Here is a 23,298-nt window from a genome sequence, read left to right as displayed (position 1 = left end):
GTCGGAAGCAACGGCGGTTCCGAACACCCTTCGCCACGTTCACCGTCGTGGCGTCCCGCCTCTGTGACGAAGAGTCCTACTGTGACCGAACACCTCATCGAGTACGTCGCCCGTGACCGCACGGGCATCACCGCCGTCGTGACGACCACCAGCGTCATCGACGTCGACACCGTGATCCAGCACATCCGCTCCGGCCACACCGGCTACTACGTGGCTGCCGACTCCTGGAAGCGCACACCGGTCCGGAGCATGTCGTTCATCGGCGGCACCTACCTGTTCGCGAACTGGGACGGCTCGAAGCGGAACATGCTGCACGACCTGGCGTTCCGGTCGCCGACGCGCGCGGTCCCGACCGCGCCGCCGTCCGAGTCCCGCTTCGCGCGGTTCCTCGACGCCGTGTTCGGCCGCCGGCTCCCACAGCGCTGAGCTGCCAGTACCGCCGCTGCCCCTGCCCGTTCGCAGGCCCGTGAGAGCATGACGGGCATGCAGAAGGGGGAGCAGATGCTCGCGAAGGACGTGTCCGACAAGCGGTTCCGACCGACGAAGTGGCGGGAGGGCTACGACCAGGGCGAGGTCGATGCGTTCCTCGACCGGATCCAGACCACCCTCGCCGGGTACGAGCAGGGGCGGCCGGTGGATCCGCTCACACCGGAGCAGGTGTCCGCCGCCCGGTTCCAGCCCACGAAGTTCCGCGAGGGCTACGACCAGGACCAGGTCGACGACTTCCTCGACGAGGTCGTCGTCGCCCTCCGCCAACACGCGGTGCGCTGAGACCGACACCGACGCAGAACGACATCCCCGTCGTCGTGCGACAACGGGGATGTCGTTCCGGGTCGATCCCGGCAGTCGATCCAGCCCTCAGACCTGCGCGCCCTCCAGCGTCGCCGCGAGCGGGTCGAAGTCCTCGGGCAGCGACGCGATCGGTGCGACGGTCGACTCGACCTCGATGAACGAGCGGGCGGCGATGGACTCCTCGACCGCGACCATGGTGTCGAGCACGTGGTACCCGACTTCACCGGTCGCGATGTGCGAGCCTCCGCCACGGATGGCCCGCGCCATGTCGAGCACGCCGAGCCCACGGCCGACGGTGGGCTCCTCGTCGAGCAGCACGTCCCACTCCTGCGAGAAGGGGAACGTCGCGTCCGCGGTCAGCGGTCGCGCGATCCGGATCGGGTGCCCGCCACCGAACGTGTTCGGGTCGGGCAGGACGATCGTGCCCTCGGTCCCGTTGACCTCGAACACGCCGTGCCGGAACAGCGGGGTGTCGAACGACAGCAGCGACTGTGCGTTGCCACCCTGCTCGAACGAGGTCAGGACGGAGACGTGGGTCGGCACCTCGACGGGGAACGAGTCGCCCGCGTTCGGCCCGACGACCAACTGCCGCGTGGACCGCGACTGAGACCCAGTCGCGACGACCGAGTCGATCGGTCCGAGCAGGTGCACGAGCGCCGTGAAGTAGTACGGGCCGATGTCGAACAGCGGGCCCGCGCCCTTGGCGTAGAGGAACGACGCGTTCGGGTGGAACACGTCCGGCCCCTGCCACTGCATGCTCGTGACCGCGGTGAGCGGGGTGCCGATCGCACCGGCCTCGATCGCACGCTTGGCGGTCTGCCAGCCCGGACCGAGCACGGTGTCGGGCGCGATGCCGAGCTTCAGCCCGAGGGAGTCGGCGAGTTCGACGAGCGACGCGGCCGAGGCACGGTCCACGCCGATCGGCTTCTCGCTCCACACGTGCTTGCCGGCACGCAGTGCGTCCATCGAGACGGCGACGTGTGTGGCGGGGAGCGTCAGGTTGATGACGATCTCGACGTCGGGATCGGCGAGCACGGATGCGCCGTCGCCCGAGGCCGCGACACCCCACTTCGAAGCCGACGCCGCGGCGCGTTCCGTGTCGATGTCGCCGATCCGGACGACCTCGACGTCGGGGAACGTCGTGAGGTTCGCCAGGTACTGCTCGCTGATCATGCCGGCGCCGATGAAGCCGATGCCGACGCGTCCGGTGCGGGTCATGCGGACACCTCCGATGCGGACGACGAACCGGCCGGCGCGAGCTGCGCCGCGAGCCACTCGTACGACTGCTGCACACCGTCGAAGACGTCCCCGTCGAACCCGTCGAACTCGATCACGGCGTACTCGAGCGCCGTCGCCGCACGGAGGGCCTCGGCGAGCCGGACGTCGCCCTGGCCGGCCGGGGTCTGGTCGGTGGGGATCGTCGCGGTGGAGATGTCGTCGCGGATCGGACCGTCCTTGACGTGCACGGCGACGATGCGGTCGCCGAGCTCCTCGATGAACGCGACGACGTCGATGCCCGCAGCCGATGCCCAGTACAGGTCGAGCTCGAGCACCACGGCCGGGTCGAGCAGCGACGCGAGCACCTGCAGCGCGGGCTGCCCGTCGATCTGCGGCCGGAGCTCGTGGTCGTGGTTGTGGTATCCGACGCGCAGACCGTGCTCGGCGGCCTCGACGGCGGCGGCGTTCAGTCGTGCGGCGACACGCTCGACGCCCTCGCGGGTCGTCCACGCGTCTGGCCCGACGAACGGGTCGATGACGATCTCGAGGCCGAGTTCCTTCGCCGCGGCGAAGGTGTCGGCATGCGACGGAGCGGTCATCACGGTGCCGTCGGGCAGCGGGATGGCCTCCTCGACCAGGAACGCGTGGCCGGTCTTCGCGGTGATGCCGTGGGCGTCGAACGCGGACTTGAGCTGCGCTGCTCGGTCCACGAACGCGAACGCTTCGACGGTGTCGAAGCCGATCTCGGCCAGGCGGCGGACGCCGCCGTCGAGGTCGGGCTCCAGCGCGGCGTTCACCGTGTAGAGCTGCAGGGAGATGGCGGGAGCCATGTCGGGTCCTTTCCGGGGGTGGTACAGGTGACTGCCTGGAGGCGCGACTCGCGTTGCGGACGCAAGTTGCGCCTCCAGGCTGGTTGCGTTGGTCAGCGGACCGACTTGATCGGCAGGATGACGAGGGCGCCGAGGATGACGGCGACGCCGGCACCCCAGAGCATGAGCGTGTAGTTCTGACCACCGCCGATGCCGAGCAGGAACAGGCCGACGGCCGGTGCGAGCGACTGCGGCAGCGCGTTCGCGATGTTGATGACGCCGAGGTCCTTGCCGGGGCGTTCCGGGTCGGGCAGCACGTCGACGATCAGGGCGGTGTCGATGGCGGCGTAGATGCCGAAGGCGAAGCCGAGGACGATCTCGGCGAAGTAGAAGCCGCCGACGGTGTCGACGTGGGCCAGGATCACGAGGCCGACCGCGGTCAGTGCGGTGGAGCCCCAGACGAAGACCTTGCGGCGCTGGACGCGGTCCGACACCCAGCCGGAGACGGCGGCGCTGACGAGCAGGGCGACCGTGTAGAGCAGGACACCGAACGCGACGACCCCGACGGCCTCGGCCTGCGGCAGACCGATGCGGTCCTGCATGTAGAGCAGGCGGTACGTCGTGAACATGAACGTGCCGAAGGTGATGAGGAAGCGACCCCACCAGGCGAGTCCGAAGTCGCGGTGCTTGAACGGGTTCGTCCAGAACGAGCTGATCAGGTTGATCCAGCTGAACGGCTTGACCGGCGTCGTCGGCAGGTCGTCGCGTGCCACGAAGCAGTAGACGAGGATCGCGATGATCGCCAGGACACCGGGGGCGATGAAGAGCACCGGGAGGTTGCCGACCAGGTACACGGCCAGGTACAGGCCGGCGAGGATCGCGATGTTCTGCGCGAGGGCGATGACGCTCGAGGCCTTGCCGCGCTGGAACTCCGGCACGTTGTCGGCGAAGCTCGCGGTCAGCGTGGCGAGGACGGCGTTCGCCGTGACCTGCGCGAGGACCCAGGCCAGCGTGAGCTGCAGGACGTTCGGCGAGAACGCGAGCCAGGCGAGCGAACCGACGAAGACGATGACGCCGCCGAGCATCCACGGGCGTCGACGTCCCCACCGGCTGCGGGTGCGGTCGGAGATCGCGCCGAACAGCGGGTTTGCGAACAGTGCACCGAGGGCACCGAACGGCAGGACGGAGCCGACCACGGTCTCGGGGCTCGTGGGGTTGAGCTCGGTCGCCTTGATCGACATGCTCACGAAGACCGGCGTGAGCAGGGCGACGAACAGGCCGAACTGGGCGAAGCTGAGGCCCCAGAGGTAGCCGCGGCCCACACGCATCGTGCTGACGGACTGCGTGATCCCCTCGACCGAGAACGCTCGGGGCGCCGCGGCGTCCGAGGCGGTGGCACCGGCGGCTGCGGTGACCGCTGGCGATGCGGTCCCGGCGATGCCGCGGGTGGGTTCTTCCTTCGACGTCGGTGTCGACATGACTCCTCCTCGAGTCATAGGGGGCTTCGGGGCCCTCGAATACCTAGTGCTGCTAGGTGATCGGGACTGTAGCACCGGAAACCTCCGACCGGAAGTTTTTGTCCCGATTGTTGCGCCGGTACATTGGCACGCGTGACCTCCAACGATGGAATCGGCACCAGGGGCCCCTACGCCAAGGGCGTGCAGCGTCGGCGGGAGATCCTCGACCAGACGCTCGACGTCGTCGCCTCGCGCGGGATCGACGGCACCTCACTGCGCGCCATCGGCGATGCGATCGGGGTCTCGCACGCGGCACTGAAGCACTACTTCTCGTCACGCGAAGCGCTGCTGGTCGAGGTCCTGCGGGAACGCGATGCCGCCTCGGACCGGGCACTCGGCGACACGGCCGGGGTCTTCACCCGACTGGCCTTCGTCGCCGACCGGAACGTCAGCGAGCCGGCACTCGTGACGCTCTACACGACCCTGCTCGGGGCGTCGGTGGAGTCCGGCAACGAGACGGCGCGGGAGTTCTTCGCCGCACGGTTCGACGAGGCACGGGGGAACCTGGTCGCCCAGCTGCACGACGAGCTCGCGGCGTCGGGGCGGCACTCGGACGCCGACCTCGAGCAGGTGGCGTCGCTCATCATCGCGGCGTTCGACGGGCTGCAGGTGCAGTGGCTGCTGGACCGGAACGTGGACATCGCGGGGACGCTGCGGTTGCTGGAGCGGGTGTTGTAGGGGGCTTTCGGGCGGTCGCGGGTCGACGTGGAACGACACCGGGTCGACTCGGAACGACACCGGGTCGACTCAGAACGACGTCCTCGTCGTCGTGCGACAACGAGGACGTCGTTCCGAGTCGACGAACGACCCCTACTTCTCGCCGTCCTCTTCCGGGTTGAAGTGCGAGTCGTCCCCGACGTGCCCAGCGGCGAGGCCGTCCGGGTCGTTGGGGATGGTGTTGTCGTCGCCGAGCCCGCCCGGCTTCTCGATGCCCTCGGAGTCGTTCACGGGGGCCTTGGCGTCGTCGTCGTGCGTGTTGCTGCTGTCGGTCATGGTCTGCTCCAGTGCAGTGGTCGAACCGAGGGCGACGCCCCCGGCAGGTGCTGACCTCGGACGCTACGTGCCGCTGCTCGGAATCCACCCACCAGCCGCGTGCCCCGATCGGTCGACAGCGGAGTCGCCGCTCGGTAGATTGTTCAACAACCCGCGACGACAGGGAGTCCCCGTGACGACGATCGACCTGAACAGCGACCTCGGCGAGGGGTTCGGCGCCTGGACGATGGGCGACGACGCCGCGATGCTCGACGTCGTGTCGAGCGCCAACATCGCCTGCGGATTCCACGCCGGCGACCCGACGATCATGCTCGCCACCGCCCGCGCTGCGGCCGAGCGCGGGGTCGCCGTCGGTGCGCACGTCGCCTACCGCGACCTCGCCGGCTTCGGCCGCCGTCCGGTGCACGTCACGCCGGACGAACTCCACGCCGACGTCGTGCACCAGCTCGGTGCGATGACCGCCACCGCCCGGGTCGCCGGCACCGCCGTCACCTACGTCAAGCCCCACGGCGCCCTGTACAACACGGCGTGCGCCGACCCGGTCCAGGCCGAGGCCGTGGTCCGGGCTATCGCCGACGTCGACAGCTCGCTCGCGGTGCTCGCGCTGCCGGGTTCCGAACTCCTGCTCGCTGCCGAACGCCACGGGCTGCGCGCGGTCGCGGAGTCCTTCGCCGACCGCGCCTACGAACCCGACGGCTCCCTGGTGTCCCGCAGCACGCCGGGTTCGGTGCTGCACGATCCGGACGAGGTCGCGGCTCGCGTCCTCCGCATGGTCACCGACGGGGTCGCGACCGCCGTCGACGGCTCCGAGCTGCGGGTCAGTGCCGACTCGGTCTGCGTCCACGGCGACTCCCCCGGTGCCGTCGCGATGGCCCGCGCGATCCGATCACTGCTGACCGAGCACGGCGTCGCGGTCGCGCCGTTCGCACCGTGACCATCCTCGACCTCCGGCCCGCTGGGCGCACCGCCTTGCTCGCCACCTTCGACTCCCTGCCGCAGGTCGTCGCGTTCCGCGCCGGGCTGACCGCGGCTCGGCTGCCCGGCCTCACCGAGGTCGTGTCCGGCGCGCGGACCCTGCTGCTCCGCTACGATCCGGCGACGACCGACGCCGCGAGACTCCGCAGTGCACTCGAACACGTCGTCGCGTCCGCCGACGCCGATGCGGCGAGCGCCACGGACCCGCTCGTCATCCCGGTGGTCTACGACGGCGAGGACCTCGACCAGGTCGTCGCCCTGACAGGCATGCGCCGCGACCGCGTGATCGCGTGGCACACCGGCCAGCTCTGGACGAGCGCGTTCTGCGGCTTCGCCCCGGGCTTCAGTTACCTCACCGGCACCGAGCCGTCACTCGACGTGCCTCGCCGGAGCACGTCGCGCACCGCCGTGCCGAGCGGTGCCGTCGCATTGGCGGGCGAGTTCAGCGCCGTCTACCCGCGCGTCTCCCCCGGCGGCTGGCAGCTCATCGGCCGCGCCGACGTGCCGATGTGGTCGCTCGACCGGGAACCGCCGGCGCTGGCACCGGCAGGCACACGGGTCCGGTTCGTCGACGCGGGTGCGGCTTGAGCGCGCTGACCGTCCTGCAGGTCGGCTACGGCGCGGCAACGCAGGACCTGGGGCGGCCGGGCTTCAGTGACATGGGCCTCGGCGCGGCGGGCGCCGCCGACCGCGGGTCCGCAGCACTGGCCAACCGGCTGGTCGGCAACCGTCCCGATGCGGCCGTCCTGGAGGCCCTGCTCGGCTCCGTCACGCTGCGGACCGACGCGTACGTGGTCGTCGCCACCGCCGGGGCCGCCTGCCCGGTCGAGATCGAGCGGGCGGACGGCCGAGTCCGCGGTGCGGCCTCGCACGAGGTCCTGATGCTCGCACCGGGTGACACGCTCCGGATCGGTACGGCCACCGCCGGGCTGCGCTCCTACATCGCGGTCCTCGGCGGATTCGCGGTCGAGCCCGTACTGGGCAGTCGCTCGTGGGACTCGCTCGCACGCCTCGGGCCTCCTCCGTCGTCGCCGGGTGACGTCCTGCCGATCGGCGACGCGCGCGCTTCGTGGCCGATCGTCGACGCCGTGCCGCAACCCGACGAGCACTGGCCGGACGACCCGGTCGTCCTCGACGTCACCGCCGGCCCCCGCGACGACTGGTTCACGCCGGACTGGCGCGACACCCTGACCCGTCAGGACTTCACCGTCGGGTCGGACAGTGACCGCGTGGGGGTCCGCACCACGGCTCCGCAGCCGCTCGTCCGCGCCGTGACGGTCGAGCTGCCGAGCGAAGGGGTGGAGACCGGTTCGCTGCAGGTCCCGCCGGAGGGCTTCCCGGTGCTCTTCCTCGCCGACCACCCGGTCACCGGCGGCTACCCCGTCGTTGCGGTCCTCACGCCGGAGTCGGTCGACCGTGCCGCGCAGCTCCGCCCGGGCGACGCCATCCGCTTCCGGTTCGTCCACTGACGACCGGCTCGCTGACCGATCCGGAACAGGTCGGCGCCACTGCGGGTTGAGTCGGACACTGCCGACGAAAGGTGCACCACATGTCGATCACCGTCCTGCTCGAGGTCCAGTTCCGGAGCGACGTCCCCGCCGACACCGTCGAGGCGGCGATCCGCGAGACGCTCGCGCAGACCCGGGCCTTCGACGGCTGCGAGTCCCTCGAGGTGCTGGTCGACGACGCCGACCCGACGCGCATGGTCGTCGTCGAGTCCTGGACGAGCGGGGCCGCCCACGACGCCTACGAGGCATGGCGGGCGACCCTGGACGGTGCCGCAGCGATCGGACCGATCGTCGCCGCTCCGCCCGTCGCGCGGACGTTCGCCCGGACGATCGCGACCAGCTGACCTGCTGTGGGTCAGCCCGTGTACTCGTAGGTGCTGACCCAGTCGATGTCGAGGTGCCCGGCGGCACCCCAGTTGCCGACCTGGAACATGTACCGGTGCGCGGTCTTCGGCACGTTCGACGTGACGGTCTTGATGACCTTGCCGTCGAGCAGGTACTGCACCGACTTGCCGGGGATCCACTCGACCGAGTAGACGTGCCAGCTGCGCCAGGTCACCCCGGTGCTCATGCTCGTCGAGTTCGCTTCCTGCCCGGCGACCATCGAGTGGTGGTGGAGCATCGGCGACCCCTCGAAGTTCGCCTCGGGGTAGTCGATCTCGCCGTCCGACCAGACGTTGGACGACGGCCACAGCATGAACGCTGCACCGTTCCCGTCGGCGCCGGTGGCCTTCGCGCGGACGCTGAACTTGCCGCCCACGTGCGACCACGCGCCGTTCGGGGTCCCGAAGGTCCCCGCGGCTCCGTGCTTGCCGTCGAGCGTGACGTCCATGTAGCCGTTGCGGGCGCTGACCTGCGAGCCCGAGTAGTACGTGCCGCCCGTCCCGTCCGGGTAGGGCTGCCACGAGTTCGCGTAGGTCTTCGCGAACTGGCCGTTCGCCGAGGCCGTCGTGCTGAAGTTCTCGACGAAGGTCTGCTTGAACTTGCCGACGTTGCCGACCGGGGCGGTGACCCCCGCGTAGGCAACGGTTCCCGCTCCGAGCGGTGCCGCCACGACGACGGCTCCGATGAGTGCGGCGATGAGTGCTGTCCGCCTGATCCTGCGGTGCTGCATGTGTCACTCCCTGGTGTGACTGGTGGCACCCGTTCCCCTCGGGCGCCCAGCCGGATCTCGGCTGCGCACCGAGGGTAGGTGCATTCTGCAACCGATGCAGGGGGTTGACAGCAGTACGCCGGACCGGCGACCATGCCCCTCGTTCGAGGGTCAGCGTGCGGCGTGCTCGCGTGCTTCCATGGCGTCCCAGGCGAAGCTCGCGAGCCAGTGCGTGGAGTAGTACTCCTCGCCGACGCTGGCGGCCAGACCCGAGGCCAACAGCCGGTCGGCCGCCTCGTCGAGCAGGCTCGCGAGCCCGTCGTCGTCGAGCTCACCGGCGCGCAGGGCGTCCGCGATGCGCCGGGCCGATCCCGCTCGCGACAGGTCGAGCCCGAACAGGTGCACCTGCTGCGGGTCGTTCTCGTCGCGGACCACGGTCGACTGCAGGATCGCGTCGCCCGACCGCACCTGGGCGAAGAAGCCGTCCGACCACGTCGCGAACTCGGCCGGGGTCAGCACGGCCCGCATCAGGTCGGCTTCGGCCAGACCGGCGGACAGGAAGTCGTGCCCGCTGCGCTCCCAGGCGAACGGCCACCCGGCATCCTCGCCGAACCACTCGCGCGCCGCTCGCTCCACCGTCGCGGCGAGCTCGTCGCGGCCGAGCGACCGTGCGGCCTCGAGCACGAGCAGCAGCCCGAACGCCGAGTTCGAGTGCACCCCGTGCCGCACCGGGTGGGCGGCACCGTCGACCCAGCGGGTGACGAGGTCCTCGAGCACGTCGACGACGGGCGCGAACCCGGAGGCGAGCTGCCGGATGGCCGGCACCTCGGACGCGGAGACCTCGGCGGCGAGCTTCGCGAGCCAGGCCCACCCGTAGGGGCGCTCGTAGTGCGGCGTCGTGCGGAAGTAGGCGGCTTCCGTCGCCAGGTGATCCGCGCTCAGGTGCGCCTGCAGGATCGCGGTGAGCCGGGCCTCCAGGTCGGCCGGCAGGCCGTGCGCGACCAGACGCGCTGCGAGCCAGTGCATGTGCACGGACGAGTGCCAGTCGTACGACGTGGCGAAGGCGGGGTGCAGCTCGACCGGCAGCGCCCGGTCGTCCGGGCCGGACGTCGTGTGGTGCGCCGCGTACGGGTACTCGCGGGTGGTGTTCTCGGCGGCGACGGCCGCGAAGCGGTCGGCCCACGCGGCCCGGGTCAGGTCGAGCGGGGCAGCATCAGAAAGCGACAAGGTACATGACTCCCATGTTGACGACGAGCAGGATGGCGGCGGTCGGGATCTGCGCCTTGATCGGACCGTACTTGTCCCGCATCTCGAGCAGGGCAGCCGGCACCAGGTTGAAGTTCGCGGCCATCGGCGTGACGAGCGTGCCGCAGAAGCCGGCGAGCATACCGATGGCGAAGATCGCGGCTGGGTTGCCGTCGAAGCCCTGCACCAGGACGGGCCAGCCGATCGCGGCCGTCATGATCGGGAAGGCGGCGAACGCGTTGCCCATGATGATCGTGAAGAGCGCCATGCCGAGGCAGTAGACGACCACCGCGGCGATCAGGGAACCGCCGGGCAGGATCGACTTGATGATGGTGCCGACGGCGTCGCCGACCCCGGCCTGGGTGAACACGATGCCGAGGGTGGAGAGCATCTGCGGCAGCAGCGCCGCCCACCCGATGGCCTGCAGCAGACGGCCGCCCTCACGGATGGGCGTGGCGATCCTCGGCGGGCGCAGGACGAACACCGCGACGACCACGGCCAGCACCGAGCCGATGCCCAGGCCGGTCAGGGTCGCGCTGCCCTCGGCGAGCAGGGGTGCACCGCCGATCGAGACGAGCGGACCGAGCGTCGCCACGAGGACGGCGACCACGGGCACGACCAGCGCCGGGATGAAGAGCTTGTTGCCGAACCGGGTGGCGAAGGCCGCGCGCTCGTCCGGGCTGGTCGTCGCGAGGACGCTCGTGCTGGCGGACGGCTTCGTCGCGGCAGCGGTGGGCTCGGCCGGGCCGGTCTCCGCCCCCGTTCCGGCACCCGGGATGCTGGCGACGCGCGTGCGACTGGTGGTCCCGGTGAACCCGAGTCCGGCGAGGGCGACCATCACGAGGACGGCGATGCCGAGCACCCACGACGGCGCGGTCTTCGCGGCGACGAAGGTGCCGTAGAAGAACGAGACCCCGAGGATCCCCCAGAACGCCGCGTTGCCGAGTCGCTTCGCGTGCGAGGTGTCCGTGACGATGAGGACGGCCACCGCGATGAAGAACGCGCCGATGAGCCAGTAGAGCCATTCGCTGGTGATCACGCTGCGGCTCCCTGCGTCGGGGCGTCGACGCGTGCGTCGGCGGCCATCTTGTCGAGCGTGCGGTCGAACAGCAGCAGTCGCGTGCCGTGGACCAGGAGCGCGGCGATGCCGGTCGGGATCGCCCACAGCGCCAGGTCGATGGGTTCGAGCGACAGACCGTAGGTGGCGTCGACGAAGGTCGTGATGAGCAGGATCGAGCCGACGGCGACGAAGACGTCCTCGCCGAAGAAGACCCCGACGGTGTCCGACGACGCCGAGTAGCCCTTGATCTTCTCGCGCATCCGCTCGTCGATCCGGCCGTACTTCTTGATCGCCGCCCCTTCGGCCATCGGGTGCACGAGGGGCCGAACGGTCTGCGCCGGCCCGCCGATGCTGGTGAGGCCGACCGCGGCCGTGACCTGCCGGATGGCCAGGTACCCGGCCAGCAGACGACCCGTCGTGAGCTTGTCGAGCTTCGCGATCAGGTGCTTGGCCTGGTCCTGCAGCCCGTAGCGCTCGATCAGGCCGATGACGGGCAGGACGAGCGCGAAGGTCGTGACGGACCGGCTCGACGCGAAGCCGTCGCCGAACGCGGTGAGGATGCCGACGGGACCGATCCCGCCGATGGCCGCGGTGACGATGCCCGCGACGGTCACGACGAGCAGCGCGTTGATGCGCAACGCGAACCCGATGATGACGACGGCGACGCCGATGAGGACGAACATGCGGGACAGTCTGGACCGCATTGTTCAACAATCGCAAGGGGGTGTTCTGCTCTGTAACACGACGGTCACACGGTGCGGGGTTCGCACCTGCGATGCCCGAGGCCGTGTCAGGATCGGGACATGACCCGAACCGTCAGCGGCGCCGACTCGACGGCCGACCGGCTGCGCACCATGATCGCGGCGGGCGAGTTCTCCCCCGGGGCACAGCTGTCGGAGGAACGGTTGAGCGACCAGCTCGGGGTGTCACGGAACACCCTGCGCGAGGCCTTCCGGCTGCTCGCGCGGGACCGGCTGGTCGAGCACGTGTTCAACCGCGGGGTCTTCGTGCGACGCCTCTCCGCCGAGGACGTCACGGACCTGTACTCCGCCCGTCGGGTGCTCGAGGAAGCCGCGGTCCGCGCGTGCTCGCCGACGTCACCCGCGCTCGACGCAGCGGCGGCGGCCGTCACGGCTGCACGGGACGCTGCCGCCGCGGGCGACTGGGGCGCCGTGGGCACCGCGGACATCCGGTTCCACTCCGAGCTCGTGCGCGCGGTCCCGAGCGAGCGCATCCACGGCCTGATGGACGGACTGCTCGCCGAGATGCGGCTGGCCTTCCTGACGACCGACGACCCGGGGTCGTTCCACGCCGAGTTCGTGGACCGGAACGACGCGATCGTCGCGGCGTTGCGCGCCGGCGACCAGGCGGGAGCGTCGGCGCTGTTGGGGGACTACCTCGACGATGCGGAACAGACGCTGCGGGTGGCCGCGGACGCGGCAGGCTGACGGGAGGCCCGGTGCGGGTCCTGCCTGCGCGCTCGGCCCGCCTCGACTAGCGCTGGTACCGGCCGAGGCCGCGCTTCCTGTCGCGGAGTGCGACGGTGAGCATGCTGCCGCCGAGCACGAGCCACACGACGGCCATGATCGTGCGGAAGACGTCCGGTCCGATCATGGCCATGACACCCCAGAGCACCCCGACCGCGATCCACACCACGCCGACCCAGACGAGCGGCCGCCCGAACGTCGCACGAAGGAACCGGTTGTCGCCGCTCATGAGCCGAACCCTACGCCCGAGCGTGCGCCACGTCAGCCCCCGACGAGTGCCTTCACCGCGTCGATCACGATCTGCCGACGCCGCGCAGGTGCGACCGCCGCGACCAACGAGCCGTACTCGGGGGAGGTCGAGCTCCAGAACGCGGCGAGGTGCATCACCAGGCCCAGCAACACTGCCGGCCGGTAGCTGCGCGGCAGGACCCCGGCGCGCTGGGCGTGCTCGACGGCGGCGACGGCCTCGGCATCGCTGGCGATGACGGCTTCGAGCGCACCGTCACTCCCCCGCTCGAGGCGGCGCCACGTCGCGAGCCGCTCAGCCCACGGACGCCGGACGTACGAGTCGTGCAGGCGGGCAGCCCACTCGGCGAGGTCGTCGGTGTCGACGGGGACCTCGTCGAACGTCTCAGCGACGGTCTGGGCGAGGAGCGCGTCGAACAGCCCCTCCTTGCTGCCGAAGTAGTGGAAGATCTGCGCCTTGTTGCTCGATGACGCCGCGGCGATCCGCTCGATCTTGGCGCCGACGAGCCCAGCCGCGGCGAACTCGTCGCGTGCCGCGAGCAGGAGTCGTGCGCGCATCGCGTCGGCGGCTGGGGGCGTGAAGCGTGCCATGCAGACAACCGTATCGACCGAGTCGGCACCGCGGAGCCGGACGGCCGCGATGCTGTGCCGATCAGGCGCGCTGCCGCCGAACGACACCCCTCAGGACCAGCCCCACCGCCAGCAGGACGCTGGCGACCACCGATCCCTGGACCAGGTCGGAGAAGCCCTGGCGCACGTCGGAGTTCCAGAAGAGGACCACGACGATGAGAGCTGCGGTCAGGCCGAGCACGATCGACCGGGCGCGCAGTCCCCCGCCGGAACGACTGAGAACGACGTCGATCGCCACGAGCGGGACGGGAAAGAGCGCAGCGAAGGCAGCCGAGCCTTCGAAGAAGAGAACCCCTCCGAGCAGTCCGCCTCCGAGGCCGATCGCAAAGCTCACCCAGTCCGCCACGCGGAGCGTGACTGGCGAGCCATCCCTGCACCGACGTAGTCCCCACAAGAAGACGAAGCAGACGAGGGCGCCACCGACGACGAGGAGCGACGCTGCTCCCCACCAAGTCGAAGCCGGCGCAGTGGTCATCGAGGCACCGAGAGCAACGCTTGAAGAGGCGATCGCGAATGATCCCTGCCTCCACCACACCAGATCCATCCGTTCGTCATGTTTCACATTCTGAGGATAGTACGGGCGCGGTACAGCGGGAGCAACCAGTAGCTGACGAGCCATATCGAGCAATATTCACGATATTTTGTGTTGGTGTACATAAACCTGCAACATCAGTACAGTTCGGTTGTCAGCACAAGCTGGCAACGACTCGGGGAGATGAAGTTGTCTCGTAAGTACATTGCTCGATCGATGGGGTTCGGAACCTGCTTGCTCCTTTTGGGCTCGCTGGTCGCGCCGGCGACTGCTGCGCCACTCGCAGACGCCCCCGCGGCCCACGTCGACGTTGAAGAGCAGGGTCAGGAATTCGCAGCCCTCCAGCACGCCTACGGCACCGCCAAGGATGAGGGGGGAAACTCGATCAATGGCGGGTTCGCGACCTCGCCGGTGGCTTCCTTTCGGTGGAGTTACCGAGGCGTCACGATCGTCGTACCAGCAGGATGCTTCCTCAACATGGCTGTACGAGGCTCGGGGCTCAGCGTCACAGGCTCAACAACTGCCGTCGAGTGTTACGGGCCCGCCGCGATCATCCCCGGCATGTTCTGCAACTGGAGCGGTGTCTACCGGTTCAAAGACGTCAACGGTCGGCAATACGCCCAGGAAACGACCTCCGTGCGGTCTGGCTGCGGCCAGGCGGTGTTCAAGATTCCCAGCGTCAAGAAGCACACGTTGCGCCCGGGAAGCATGTGCGTTGACTTCCGGAACAACGGCGACGTCCGCGGCCGAACTTGCATGGCGATCTACCGCTGAGCATCGAGAACCCATGGCATCAAGCACCTGGGTGACGATTCGAATGGCCTCCGGATGGGGTGGCCTGCGCAGCCCCTTCCGGCGCAGGAAGAAGGAGGGTCCGTGCCCGTCAAACACTCTCGTCTGCGCCACATGGTCAGCACCGGGCTCGCAGTGAGTGCAGTCCTGCTCGGAACAACCTGTGTCGTGCTCGTCGCCAGCGGCTGGCCGCTGTCGGTCGCAGCCGGAGCAGCTGGGCTGACCGCCTCGGGCTTTGCAGGCACGGTCGATCCGAAGAGCAAGGCCGCCCCGGCCGCCTTCCTGATCTGCGTTGCAGCAATCGGCACGGCGTTGGTTGTCCATCAGGTGGTCTCATGAGCGACCCGATCGAACTGCGCGGGGTCCGCAAGGCCTACGGAAAGCACATCGCCCTCACCGATGTGTCCTTCACCTGCCCGCAGGGGACGATCACAGCGTTCTGCGGACCGAACGGCGCCGGCAAGTCCACCGCGCTTCGGATCCTGACCGGGATCATCCGAGCGGACGTCGGCACTGCGATGGTGAACGGTCAGGAACTCCAGGAGCTGCCCGCTCCGGCCAGGTTCCTCGGTTCCCTTCTCGACGCGTCAGCGTTCCACCCAGGTCGGTCGGTTCGCGAGACGCTCCGACTCACCGCCTTCACCATCGGTGAGCCCAGGCAACGAGTCGACGAGTGCCTCGAGACCGTCGGGTTGCAGTCGGTGGCCGCGAGGCGAGTCGGCAAGCTCTCCCTCGGCATGCGGCAACGACTCGGGCTTGCGCATGCACTACTCGGACGCCCTCGGGTGCTCGTCCTGGATGAGCCCTCCAACGGTCTGGATCCCGAAGGAATGCAGTGGCTCGACACGATGCTTCGCCAATTCGCTGATCAGGGCGGGACGGTGTTGGTCTCCACACATCAGCTCGCGGCGGTGGAGCGGACTGCTGATCGCATCGTTGCGATCTCGCGCGGACGGGTCGTCGACCAGGTTCGGCTTGAGGAGCTGCGCGCACGAACCGGGCGGAGTTTCCTCGTGGCCGAGGATCAACCGCGCTTCGCGCATGCTCTGCGGCTCGTCGGGGCGCACCCATCTCCGATGGCAGAAGGCTTGCTCGTGGACCTCGGGCCCGTGGAAGTCGGGCGGCTTGCCAGAGATTCGGGCATCGCGCTCTCCGCACTCCGCGCAGAGGACGTCCGGCTCGATTCCTACTTGTCCTCCATCACTGAGACCGAATACGAGGGGAAGACGACGTGATCCGATTGGTTCTCGTCGAACTGCGACGCGCGGTCGATACGCGCGGGCCGCGCTGGGCCTTCGCGGCGGCGGCCGTCAGCGGTGTCCTGCTGTCCTTTGTCGTTGCGCGAGATGCGACGACGTTCGCGGCGTTCGTCGCCGGACTCAGCCTTGCGCTTCCGCTGCTCATGGGTCTTCTGGCTGTCATGGCGTTCACGGCGGAATGGAGCACGCGCGCTGCGTTGACGACATTCGCTGTCACGCCACGCCGACAACGAATACTCGGTGCCCGTTACGCCGCAATCCTGCTCCTCGCTGCCTCGACTCTCGTTGCCATCCATCTCCTCGCAGCCATCGGCTTCGTTGTCAGCAGGCCCGGTTCTGTCGGTTCCGTTTTCGACGTCGCCGTTCTGGCGCAGTTCTGGCAGATGCTTGCGACAACGGTCGCGGCAACCCTCACGGCAATCGCCGTTGCGAGCCTCGTGCTGCGAACGGCGCTCGCCCTGCTTATCGCCGTGTTCGGACCTTTTCTCCTGACCATCGGGCTCGCGTTCACACCCGGCCTGGTCGACTGGCTGAACCCGTACGGCTTCGCGTCTTGGCTCGCGGAGCCGCAACTGTCCTGGACCATCACGTCGGAGACCACTGTCGGACTCGGGCCCGCGGTGACGTCATTCGCGGTCTGGACTGCACTCCCGCTCGCGCTCGGGTGGGTCCGACAACTCCGCGCGGAGCCTCGCTGATGCTTGGTCCGACCGCGGGCAAGGCAAGCGGGTGCCCTACGAGACATCGCGTACCGACGCTCGGCCTCGTCGGCGGGGTGGTCGTGACCTGCGGCGCCTGGCTGGTTCTCGACCTGCTCTACGCCTGCGTTGCTGCGCTGGCCACGCTCACCTGGGCGGCGTCTTCGCCGAGCGTCATCGGGACCGCGCCGATCCCCCAGGGAGCATCGCCGGACCGTGCGGCGGTGCGGCGATGGCGCGCAGAGCACCCGAGCTCGACCGTGAGCGAGGCGATCGCCGCCGTCACGAAGTCGTAGCTGCTGACGCTCCCCGAGCCCTCGTCGGCGAAACGTTGCGCGCCGAACGGCATCGCGTGCGCGGAGAATGCCCCGGCGCACGAATCCCCCGGAAATGGGCAAGAATGCGTCCCCCGATCCTCCCTAGGCTCATGACAAGCGCACCACCACGCCGCAGATCCGCGGCCGGCCCAATGACGGGAGGTTCGACATGTCACAGTTCGTCCAGGAGTTCACGCAGGGCGCCATCGTCGGAGAACCCGAGGTCGTCGAGGACCGCCCGTCGGTGCGCGAGGTCGCCGAGCATCCCGCGTGGACGCGGCTGAAAGCCGCTGTCGTGTCGTTCCGTGCGCTGCAGACGGCCGACGGCTCGATACCCGACCACGCGGACCACGCGACCGCTTCCGAGCACCTGGCCACGATCCTCCCGGCCATTGCCGAACTGGCCCCGTTCTTTCCGCACGATGCGGCGTACCTCGCTGCACTGCAGCGCGATTTCGCACGCTGGGAACGCGACGGTTTCGGCGTTCCCGACTTCCTCGACGCCCTGAACGAGTTCCAGCCGCAACAGCACCGCATCGACGGAATCGGCCACCTGGTCGTCTTCCCGATGGTGACGCAGAACGGCAGTTCCTCGCGGTTCGTTGAAGCCGTCCTGGTCGAGGTCATCTGGCCGGAGTTCATCGCGGAACTCGAAGCGGGCGACTACAGCAACAAGCTCTTCGTCGCGTTGCGATTCGTCGACTTCACGCCCGGGTACGACACGAATTCTGCGGTGCTGTTCCCCGAGACGGTCGCGATGCGCGAGATCCCGACGTTCACGTGGGGCGCGATCTTCCAGGACCGCGAAGCCGCTCGATACCGCCGAGTCGTCCGTGCCGCTGCGGAGATCACCAAACTGGAGTTGCCGGACGACGCTGCAGCAATGCTCTACGACCAGGAGCTGACGGAACGGGTCTTCGTGATGTGGGACATCATCCACGACCGATCGCACATGCGCGGGGACCTGCCGTTCGACCCGTTCATGATCAAGCAGCGGATGCCGTTCTTCCTCTACTCGCTGGAAGAACTCCGCTGCGACCTGACGGCGTTCCGGGAATCCGTACGGCTCGAACGCGCGCTCTCCGCGGTGCCGGATGCAGATCTCGACGAGGCGCAACGCGCAATCCGCGACCACGCCCACCTGGTGCAGTACGCCGTCGTCTTCGACCGCATCTTCCGGTTCGCGATCACCGGCAGCCGCGTCCGGAACTACGACGGACTCGGCGGGCAGTTGTTGTTCGCGTGGATGCACCAGCACGATGTCCTGCACTGGACGGACACGCAGCTCACCATCGACTGGGATGCCGTTCCCGATGTGATCATCGCGCTCAGTGATCAGATCAACGAGTTGTACCGGCGGTCGATCGACCGGCCGAAATCGGCGCACTGGCTCGCCGCGTACGAGATGCTGACCCGGACGCTCACGCCGCACCCGGCGTCGAGATGGGCGCGGGGACTGCCGGAGGAAACGCTCGCCGGAATGCCCAAGGGCTACACCGACGCCGTACTCGACGACGAATTCCCGCTGTCGATGTTCTACGAGGCGCTGAACAAGAAGATGGCTGCGGTCATCTCTTCGACGGCCGGCATCACCGGCTCGTCGTCGGTTGCTCCGTCCGCTGTTCCGTCCGTTCCGGACGTCGCCGCGTGAGCGCTGGCTCCCTGTCCGGTCGCACGGTGCTGGTCGCGGGCGCGACCAGCACCAGCGGCGCGGCAGTCGCGCGCGCACTCACCTCCGCCGGGGCGGCCGTCGTCGCGGTCGGCACCAGACCAGACGCACTGGAGGCCCTGCACGCCTCCGTCCCGGGCGTCACGACCCACACGTGCGACCTCGCAGACCTCGGCGCGGTCACCGCGCTCGCGGCTGCGGTCCACGAGACGGCGGGATCGGTCGACGGGCTGGTCCACCTGGTCGGTGGGTGGCGCGGGGGCGGCGGCATCGCCGGCCAGTCGGACGACGACTGGGACTTCTTCGACCGGGCGTTCCGCACCCTGCGGAACACCACACGCGTGTTCTACGACGACCTGGTGGCGTCGCCGGCCGGACGGCTCGCGTTCGTCTCGTCCACCGCCGTCGACTCCCCCACCGCGGGTGCCGCGAACTACGCAGCCGCCAAGGCTGCCTCGGACGCGTGGGTCCGTGCCGTGGCCCAGGGCTTCCGGAAGGACGCACCGGACTCGGCGGCAGCCACCGTGTTCGTCGTCGGCGCCCTCGCCGGTCTCGAAGAGCGGCTCGGCGACGAGGCCGTGCGGCTCTGGACGGCACCGCCGGCCGACGTGAACGGCGCGCGTCTCCCGCTCTCGGCCGCTCCAGCTGCGGCCTCGAACCTAGGATGAACCAGTGACCCTTCGACTCCACGACCTGGACCTGCGGGGCTTCGCCTCGGACAACTACGCCGGTGTCCACCCCGAGATCCTCGACGCGATCGCCGCGGCCAACGACGGCCACCAGATCGCGTACGGCGAGGACGTCTACACGGCCCGTCTCAACGAGGTGATCGGCGACCACTTCGGCTCGCAGGCGCAGGCGTTCCCGGTGTTCAACGGGACCGGCGCGAACGTCGTCGGGCTGCAGTCGATGCTGCCGCGGTGGGGCGCCGTCGTGTGCACCACGACCGCGCACATCCACACCGACGAAGCGGGTGCTCCCGAGCGCATCGGCGGGATCAAGCTGCTGCCGGTCGAGACCCCGGACGGCAAGCTCACCCCCGAGCTCATCGACAAGGAGGCCTGGGGCTGGGGTGACGAACACCGCGCCCAGCCGCTCGTGGTGTCGATCACGCAGACCACCGAGCTCGGCACCGCCTACACGGTCGACGAGATCCGGGCGATCGCGGACCACGTCCACCCGCTCGGCATGACGCTGCACATGGACGGCGCACGCATCTCCAACGCCGCTGCGACCCTCGGCCTGCCCCTGCGCGACTTCACCACCGACGCCGGCGTGGACGTGTTGAGCTTCGGCGGCACGAAGAACGGCATGCTCTACGGCGAGGCGATCGTCGTGCTCAACCCCGACGCGTCAGAGGGGCTGCACTACCTGCGCAAGATGAACATGCAGCTGTCGTCGAAGATGCGGTTCGTCTCTGCGCAGCTCATCGCGCTGCTGTCCGACGACCTGTACCTGCGCTCCGCCGGGCACGCCAACGCCATGGCCGCCCGACTCCGCGGCGCGCTCGAGGCCCGGATCGCCGACGGCAGCATCCAGGGCGTCGGGTTCAGCCAGGAGACCCAGGCCAACGGGGTGTTCGCGACCCTGCCCGCGGGGGTGGCCGAGCGGCTGCGCAAGCACTTCCGGTTCTACGACTGGGACGCCAGCCGCAACGAGGTGCGGTGGATGTGCGCGTACGACACGTCGGAGCAGGACATCGACGACTTCGTGGCGGCGTTGACGCGGGAGCTCGACGCGGCCTGATCCAACGTAGAATCCCGTGTGATCTCCGAGCACCCCGAACCCAGCGGCATCCTCCCCGAGGACCTCGACGCCACGCTCCGGGTGCTCGAGCAGATGAGCGACATCGACGAGACGCACCCCGACTTCGTGCGGGTGCGTCAGGCCACGGCGAAGATGTTCAAGGCCGTGAAGCGTGCGCACCGGCTCGAGAAGCGCGCGGTCATCGCCGAGGCCGACCGCCTCGTCATCGCCGCCACCGCGACCGGAGCCGCCGACCGGATCGACGACGAGACCCGCGGCGTCCCGATCAGCACCTCGACCACGGCGTCCACCGCCGGCACCCTGCTGAAGTCACGCCCCTGCTACATGTGCAAGCAGCAGTACACGGTCGTCGACGCGTTCTACCACCAGCTGTGCCCCTCGTGCGCGGCGATGAGCCACGCGAAGCGTGATGCCCGGACGGACCTGACCGGCAAGCGGGCGCTGCTGACCGGTGGCCGCGCGAAGATCGGCATGTACATCGCGCTCCGCCTGCTGCGCGACGGCGCCCACACGACCATCACGACGCGGTTCCCCCGCGACGCCGTGCGCCGGTTCACGAGCCTGCCGGACTCGGCCGACTGGATCTCGCGCCTCAAGGTCGTCGGCATCGACCTGCGCGACCCGGCCCAGGTCATCGGTCTCGCCGAGGACGTCGCCGCTGCCGGCCCGCTCGACATCCTGATCAACAACGCCACGCAGACCGTCCGCCGGTCGCCCGGCGCGTACCAACCCCTCGTCGACGCCGAACTCGCGCCGCTGCCGGACGGCCCGCTGCCCGAGCTCGTGACCTTCGGGCACACGAACGACCAGCACCCGCAGGCGCTCGCCCGCTCGGTGACGGCGCACCCGATCCTCGCGGCCGCCGCAGCCCGCGCCGACGAGCTGACCGAGCGGGCCATGGCTCCGGGGTCGAGCTCGCTCGAGCGTCTGGCCATGGGCACCGCGATCGATGCTGGTGGCCTCGTGCCCGACCTGCACGACGTGAACTCGTGGACGCAGGCCGTCGACGAGGTCGACCCGCTCGAGATGCTCGAGGTCCAGCTCGCGAACACCACGGCCCCCTTCATCCTGATCTCGAAGCTCCGCCCCGCGATGGCGGCGAGCGAAGCGCACCGTACCTACGTGGTGAACGTCAGCGCGATGGAGGGTGTGTTCGGCCGCGCCTACAAGGGACCGGGGCACCCGCACACGAACATGGCGAAGGCCGCCGTGAACATGCTCACCCGCACGAGTGCGCAGGAGATGTTCGAGACCGATCGCATCCTGATGACGAGCGTCGACACCGGGTGGATCACCGACGAGCGACCGCACCCGACGAAGGTCCGGCTGGCGGAGGAGGGCTTCCACGCGCCGCTCGACCTCGTCGACGGGGCTGCACGCGTGTACGACCCGATCGTGCGGGGCGAGGCGGGCGAGGACGTGTTCGGCGTGTTCCTGAAGGACTACAAGCCCAGTTCCTGGTGAGGTCCACGGCCCTTCCGCCGGTCAGTCGCCCTCGTGCGCAGCCAGGGTGGCGAGTACGAGCTTCGTGATCCGACGCTGCCCTTCGTCGTTGGGGTGGATGCCGTCCGTCGAGTAGATCCCCGTCCCGGAAGTGTCGGCCTCGGGGAAGGTGTCAGCCATGCTGACGTACGCGGCTCCGCTCTTCGCTGCGGCACGCTTGATCTCGGCGAGGTAGCTCGACCACTCGCTCGACATGCCGTCCGTCATGCTCGAGGCCGGGGTGAACTCGCCGATCACGAGCAGCGAGGGCTTCGAGGGGAGCGCTGCGAGCGTCTCGAGGAACGCCACGTACTGGGCGCCGAGCTCGTCGGGTGTGAGATTCGCCGCGTCGTTGCCACCCAGCGTGATGGTGATGAGGTCCGGCGCAGCACGACGCATCGCCGTCAGGAAGCCCTCTTGGTTCTTCGTGAACGTCGCGATCGTCGAGCCCGAGTGCGCGGAGCCGTAGCGGTGGATGCCCGCGTCCCGGTCGCCGTCGTAGATCGTGAACCCCAGCAAGGAGAACGGCGCGACGGCGGTGACGGTCACCGTGTGCTCCCCGCTCGACAGTCCGTCCACCTTCGTGATCGTCCCGGTACTGGCAGTCCCGGTCGTGGCGACGGTCGTCGGTGCGGCTCCGTCGACGCTGTAGGTGAAGTCACCGGACCCGGGGTAGCGCGCCCACCAGATGTCGATCCCGGTGCCCGTGAAGCCGTAGCTCCGCGAGGCGCCCGCCTGCATCGCGACCGATCGGTAGCCGAGGTCGGGGGTAGTGATGTCGAACTGGCTCTCCCCCGTGCGCGCGGCCGCCCAGTCACCCCAGGTCGAGTCCGGTGCGTACACGGCGAACTGTGCCGGCAGGTACCCGGCCCCTCCGGCGACCCCGTCCGTCGGGTGCTCCGTGCGCAGCTGGTCGAGCGTGAGGTCCATCCACCGGGTGGAGCGTGACGAGGCGCCCTGCCCCTCGGTGATCGAGTCCCCCAGGGCGACCCAGTTCGCGGGCGCCTCGGTCCGGTCGGCCACGGCGGCGTTCCAGGTCGCGAGCGGCTCGGCGACCTCCGGGGTCTTCGCCGCGGAGCACCCCGTCGCGACGATCGACACGAGTGCGACGACCAGGCCGGCGACGAGCCGGGGAGCCCCTCGACGCTGACCGCGATCGGTGGTGCGCTCGTGGCCGTTCACGTTGTCTCCCTTGGGTGGGACGGAGTC

Annotated in this window: 28 protein-coding genes and 2 pseudogenes; 17 read left to right on the top strand and 13 right to left on the bottom strand. The window is 69.4% G+C overall.

Annotation, left to right across the window (positions count from 1 at the left end):
* Positions 1–81 precede the first annotated feature (81 nt).
* The 3 genes and pseudogenes from EDF23_RS08450 to EDF23_RS19600 form a co-directional block, all read left to right on the top strand.
* Positions 82–426, top strand: coding sequence for a hypothetical protein (locus EDF23_RS08450; protein ID WP_123939340.1), 345 nt, complete (start codon positions 82–84; stop codon positions 424–426).
* A 75-nt stretch (positions 427–501) separates the two neighbouring features.
* Positions 502–597: pseudogene (locus EDF23_RS19605) on the top strand (DivIVA domain-containing protein); the annotation flags it as partial.
* A gap of 36 nt (positions 598–633) precedes the next feature.
* A pseudogene (locus tag EDF23_RS19600) lies at positions 634–756 on the top strand (DivIVA domain-containing protein); the annotation flags it as partial.
* 102 nt (positions 757–858) lie between these two features.
* Here the strand turns inward: EDF23_RS19600 and EDF23_RS08440 are convergent.
* The 3 genes from EDF23_RS08440 to EDF23_RS08430 form a co-directional block, all read right to left on the bottom strand.
* A complete protein-coding gene (locus EDF23_RS08440; protein WP_123939342.1) occupies positions 859–2,010 on the bottom strand; it encodes a Gfo/Idh/MocA family oxidoreductase in 1,152 nt (383 codons plus the stop codon).
* Positions 2,007–2,840, bottom strand: a complete 834-nt coding sequence (locus tag EDF23_RS08435; RefSeq protein WP_131921408.1) for a sugar phosphate isomerase/epimerase — start codon at positions 2,838–2,840, stop codon at positions 2,007–2,009. Before EDF23_RS08435 ends, EDF23_RS08440 begins: the two co-directional genes overlap by 4 nt.
* 92 nt (positions 2,841–2,932) lie before the next feature.
* The gene (locus tag EDF23_RS08430; protein ID WP_123939344.1) at positions 2,933–4,297 is read right to left on the bottom strand and encodes an MFS transporter; all 1,365 of its coding nucleotides are present in this window, start codon (positions 4,295–4,297) and stop codon (positions 2,933–2,935) included.
* Positions 4,298–4,429: 132 nt separating this feature from the next.
* On the opposite strand from EDF23_RS08430, the gene EDF23_RS08425 reads away from it, so the two are divergent.
* Positions 4,430–5,014, top strand: coding sequence for a TetR/AcrR family transcriptional regulator (locus tag EDF23_RS08425; protein WP_123291735.1), 585 nt, complete (start codon positions 4,430–4,432; stop codon positions 5,012–5,014).
* 132 nt (positions 5,015–5,146) lie between these two features.
* Here EDF23_RS08425 and EDF23_RS08420 read toward each other — a convergent pair whose 3' ends face one another.
* Positions 5,147–5,329, bottom strand: a complete 183-nt coding sequence (locus EDF23_RS08420; RefSeq protein WP_123673659.1) for a hypothetical protein — start codon at positions 5,327–5,329, stop codon at positions 5,147–5,149.
* A 172-nt stretch (positions 5,330–5,501) separates the two neighbouring features.
* Here EDF23_RS08420 and EDF23_RS08415 point away from each other — a divergent pair, with 172 nt between their 5' ends.
* The 4 genes from EDF23_RS08415 (at position 5,502) to EDF23_RS08400 (ending at position 8,156) form a co-directional block, all read left to right on the top strand.
* On the top strand, positions 5,502–6,263 hold the full coding sequence (locus EDF23_RS08415; protein ID WP_131921407.1) for a 5-oxoprolinase subunit PxpA: 762 nt from the start codon (positions 5,502–5,504) through the stop codon (positions 6,261–6,263).
* The gene (locus tag EDF23_RS08410) at positions 6,260–6,892 is read left to right on the top strand and encodes an allophanate hydrolase subunit 1 (RefSeq protein ID WP_131921406.1); all 633 of its coding nucleotides are present in this window, start codon (positions 6,260–6,262) and stop codon (positions 6,890–6,892) included. Before EDF23_RS08415 ends, EDF23_RS08410 begins: the two co-directional genes overlap by 4 nt.
* A complete protein-coding gene (locus EDF23_RS08405; protein WP_131921405.1) occupies positions 6,889–7,773 on the top strand; it encodes a biotin-dependent carboxyltransferase family protein in 885 nt (294 codons plus the stop codon). The genes EDF23_RS08410 and EDF23_RS08405 overlap by 4 nt, the downstream gene beginning before the upstream one ends.
* Before the next feature lie 80 nt (positions 7,774–7,853).
* On the top strand, positions 7,854–8,156 hold the full coding sequence (locus EDF23_RS08400; RefSeq protein WP_131921404.1) for an antibiotic biosynthesis monooxygenase: 303 nt from the start codon (positions 7,854–7,856) through the stop codon (positions 8,154–8,156).
* A gap of 11 nt (positions 8,157–8,167) precedes the next feature.
* Here EDF23_RS08400 and EDF23_RS08395 read toward each other — a convergent pair whose 3' ends face one another.
* From EDF23_RS08395 to EDF23_RS08380, 4 genes are all read right to left on the bottom strand, one after another.
* Positions 8,168–8,926, bottom strand: coding sequence for a glycoside hydrolase family 16 protein (locus EDF23_RS08395; protein ID WP_131921403.1), 759 nt, complete (start codon positions 8,924–8,926; stop codon positions 8,168–8,170).
* A gap of 150 nt (positions 8,927–9,076) precedes the next feature.
* The gene (locus tag EDF23_RS08390) at positions 9,077–10,132 is read right to left on the bottom strand and encodes a DUF2891 family protein (protein WP_243648862.1); all 1,056 of its coding nucleotides are present in this window, start codon (positions 10,130–10,132) and stop codon (positions 9,077–9,079) included.
* On the bottom strand, positions 10,119–11,189 hold the full coding sequence (locus EDF23_RS08385; protein WP_123291729.1) for a DUF979 domain-containing protein: 1,071 nt from the start codon (positions 11,187–11,189) through the stop codon (positions 10,119–10,121). The genes EDF23_RS08390 and EDF23_RS08385 overlap by 14 nt, the downstream gene beginning before the upstream one ends.
* Entirely contained in the window at positions 11,186–11,893 is a 708-nt protein-coding gene (locus EDF23_RS08380) for a DUF969 domain-containing protein (protein ID WP_131921402.1), read from the bottom strand. Before EDF23_RS08380 ends, EDF23_RS08385 begins: the two co-directional genes overlap by 4 nt.
* Positions 11,894–12,013: 120 nt before the next feature.
* Here EDF23_RS08380 and EDF23_RS08375 point away from each other — a divergent pair, with 120 nt between their 5' ends.
* Positions 12,014–12,658 carry a GntR family transcriptional regulator gene (locus EDF23_RS08375; RefSeq protein ID WP_131921401.1) on the top strand — a complete coding sequence of 215 codons (645 nt, stop codon included), beginning with the start codon at positions 12,014–12,016 and terminating at the stop codon, positions 12,656–12,658.
* 46 nt (positions 12,659–12,704) lie between these two features.
* Here EDF23_RS08375 and EDF23_RS08370 read toward each other — a convergent pair whose 3' ends face one another.
* From EDF23_RS08370 to EDF23_RS08360, 3 genes are all read right to left on the bottom strand, one after another.
* The gene (locus tag EDF23_RS08370) at positions 12,705–12,926 is read right to left on the bottom strand and encodes a hypothetical protein (RefSeq protein WP_131921400.1); all 222 of its coding nucleotides are present in this window, start codon (positions 12,924–12,926) and stop codon (positions 12,705–12,707) included.
* 32 nt (positions 12,927–12,958) lie between these two features.
* Entirely contained in the window at positions 12,959–13,534 is a 576-nt protein-coding gene (locus EDF23_RS08365) for a TetR family transcriptional regulator (RefSeq protein ID WP_131921399.1), read from the bottom strand.
* A gap of 61 nt (positions 13,535–13,595) precedes the next feature.
* Positions 13,596–14,135 (bottom strand): hypothetical protein, encoded by a 540-nt coding sequence (locus EDF23_RS08360; RefSeq protein WP_131921398.1) that lies wholly within the window; start codon positions 14,133–14,135, stop codon positions 13,596–13,598.
* Positions 14,136–14,321: 186 nt separating this feature from the next.
* Between EDF23_RS08360 and EDF23_RS08355 the strand changes: the two genes are divergently transcribed.
* From EDF23_RS08355 to EDF23_RS08340, 4 genes are all read left to right on the top strand, one after another.
* A complete protein-coding gene (locus tag EDF23_RS08355; protein WP_131921397.1) occupies positions 14,322–14,879 on the top strand; it encodes a hypothetical protein in 558 nt (185 codons plus the stop codon).
* A gap of 102 nt (positions 14,880–14,981) precedes the next feature.
* Positions 14,982–15,236 (top strand): hypothetical protein, encoded by a 255-nt coding sequence (locus tag EDF23_RS08350; protein ID WP_131921396.1) that lies wholly within the window; start codon positions 14,982–14,984, stop codon positions 15,234–15,236.
* Complete coding sequence (locus tag EDF23_RS08345; RefSeq protein WP_131921395.1) at positions 15,233–16,132, top strand: ATP-binding cassette domain-containing protein; 900 nt, start codon at positions 15,233–15,235, stop codon at positions 16,130–16,132. The genes EDF23_RS08350 and EDF23_RS08345 overlap by 4 nt, the downstream gene beginning before the upstream one ends.
* Complete coding sequence (locus EDF23_RS08340) at positions 16,129–16,854, top strand: hypothetical protein (protein ID WP_131921394.1); 726 nt, start codon at positions 16,129–16,131, stop codon at positions 16,852–16,854. The genes EDF23_RS08345 and EDF23_RS08340 overlap by 4 nt, the downstream gene beginning before the upstream one ends.
* A 118-nt stretch (positions 16,855–16,972) precedes the next feature.
* Here EDF23_RS08340 and EDF23_RS08335 read toward each other — a convergent pair whose 3' ends face one another.
* On the bottom strand, positions 16,973–17,203 hold the full coding sequence (locus EDF23_RS08335) for a hypothetical protein (protein WP_131921393.1): 231 nt from the start codon (positions 17,201–17,203) through the stop codon (positions 16,973–16,975).
* Positions 17,204–17,340: 137 nt separating this feature from the next.
* Here EDF23_RS08335 and EDF23_RS08330 point away from each other — a divergent pair, with 137 nt between their 5' ends.
* The 4 genes from EDF23_RS08330 to EDF23_RS08315 are packed head-to-tail and all read left to right on the top strand — an operon-like array spanning position 17,341 to position 22,071.
* Positions 17,341–18,822, top strand: coding sequence for a DUF6421 family protein (locus EDF23_RS08330; RefSeq protein WP_131921392.1), 1,482 nt, complete (start codon positions 17,341–17,343; stop codon positions 18,820–18,822).
* Positions 18,819–19,508 (top strand): SDR family NAD(P)-dependent oxidoreductase, encoded by a 690-nt coding sequence (locus EDF23_RS08325; protein WP_243648861.1) that lies wholly within the window; start codon positions 18,819–18,821, stop codon positions 19,506–19,508. The genes EDF23_RS08330 and EDF23_RS08325 overlap by 4 nt, the downstream gene beginning before the upstream one ends.
* A 4-nt stretch (positions 19,509–19,512) precedes the next feature.
* Entirely contained in the window at positions 19,513–20,586 is a 1,074-nt protein-coding gene (locus EDF23_RS08320) for a low specificity L-threonine aldolase (RefSeq protein ID WP_123291722.1), read from the top strand.
* Positions 20,587–20,604: 18 nt separating this feature from the next.
* Positions 20,605–22,071, top strand: coding sequence for an SDR family NAD(P)-dependent oxidoreductase (locus tag EDF23_RS08315; protein WP_123939357.1), 1,467 nt, complete (start codon positions 20,605–20,607; stop codon positions 22,069–22,071).
* A 21-nt stretch (positions 22,072–22,092) separates the two neighbouring features.
* On the opposite strand, the gene EDF23_RS08310 is transcribed toward EDF23_RS08315, so the two are convergent.
* A complete protein-coding gene (locus EDF23_RS08310; RefSeq protein WP_131921391.1) occupies positions 22,093–23,271 on the bottom strand; it encodes a GDSL-type esterase/lipase family protein in 1,179 nt (392 codons plus the stop codon).
* Positions 23,272–23,298: the final 27 nt, after the last annotated feature.

It is taken from the genome of Curtobacterium sp. PhB128, assembly GCF_004340725.1.
Lineage (GTDB): Bacteria > Actinomycetota > Actinomycetes > Actinomycetales > Microbacteriaceae > Curtobacterium.
The sequence above is the reverse complement of the archived record's forward strand: the minus strand, read 5'-3'. Positions and strand labels throughout refer to the sequence as shown.

Excerpts from the sequence above, each read along its gene's own strand:
- EDF23_RS08380 (WP_131921402.1), bottom strand. The coding sequence starts at position 11,893 with ATGTTCGTCCTCATCGGCGTCGCCGTCGTCATCATCGGGTTCGCGTTG.
- EDF23_RS08430 (WP_123939344.1), bottom strand. The coding sequence starts at position 4,297 with ATGTCGACACCGACGTCGAAGGAAGAACCCACCCGCGGCATCGCCGGG.
- EDF23_RS08420 (WP_123673659.1), bottom strand. The coding sequence starts at position 5,329 with ATGACCGACAGCAGCAACACGCACGACGACGACGCCAAGGCCCCCGTG.
- EDF23_RS08435 (WP_131921408.1), bottom strand. The coding sequence starts at position 2,840 with ATGGCTCCCGCCATCTCCCTGCAGCTCTACACGGTGAACGCCGCGCTG.
- EDF23_RS08345 (WP_131921395.1), top strand. The coding sequence starts at position 15,233 with ATGAGCGACCCGATCGAACTGCGCGGGGTCCGCAAGGCCTACGGAAAG.
- EDF23_RS08400 (WP_131921404.1), top strand. The coding sequence starts at position 7,854 with ATGTCGATCACCGTCCTGCTCGAGGTCCAGTTCCGGAGCGACGTCCCC.
- EDF23_RS08440 (WP_123939342.1), bottom strand. The coding sequence starts at position 2,010 with ATGACCCGCACCGGACGCGTCGGCATCGGCTTCATCGGCGCCGGCATG.
- EDF23_RS08370 (WP_131921400.1), bottom strand. The coding sequence starts at position 12,926 with ATGAGCGGCGACAACCGGTTCCTTCGTGCGACGTTCGGGCGGCCGCTC.
- EDF23_RS08395 (WP_131921403.1), bottom strand. The coding sequence starts at position 8,926 with ATGCAGCACCGCAGGATCAGGCGGACAGCACTCATCGCCGCACTCATC.
- EDF23_RS08330 (WP_131921392.1), top strand. The coding sequence starts at position 17,341 with ATGTCACAGTTCGTCCAGGAGTTCACGCAGGGCGCCATCGTCGGAGAA.
- EDF23_RS08335 (WP_131921393.1), bottom strand. The coding sequence starts at position 17,203 with ATGCCGTTCGGCGCGCAACGTTTCGCCGACGAGGGCTCGGGGAGCGTC.
- EDF23_RS08375 (WP_131921401.1), top strand. The coding sequence starts at position 12,014 with ATGACCCGAACCGTCAGCGGCGCCGACTCGACGGCCGACCGGCTGCGC.
- EDF23_RS08365 (WP_131921399.1), bottom strand. The coding sequence starts at position 13,534 with ATGGCACGCTTCACGCCCCCAGCCGCCGACGCGATGCGCGCACGACTC.
- EDF23_RS08355 (WP_131921397.1), top strand. The coding sequence starts at position 14,322 with ATGGGGTTCGGAACCTGCTTGCTCCTTTTGGGCTCGCTGGTCGCGCCG.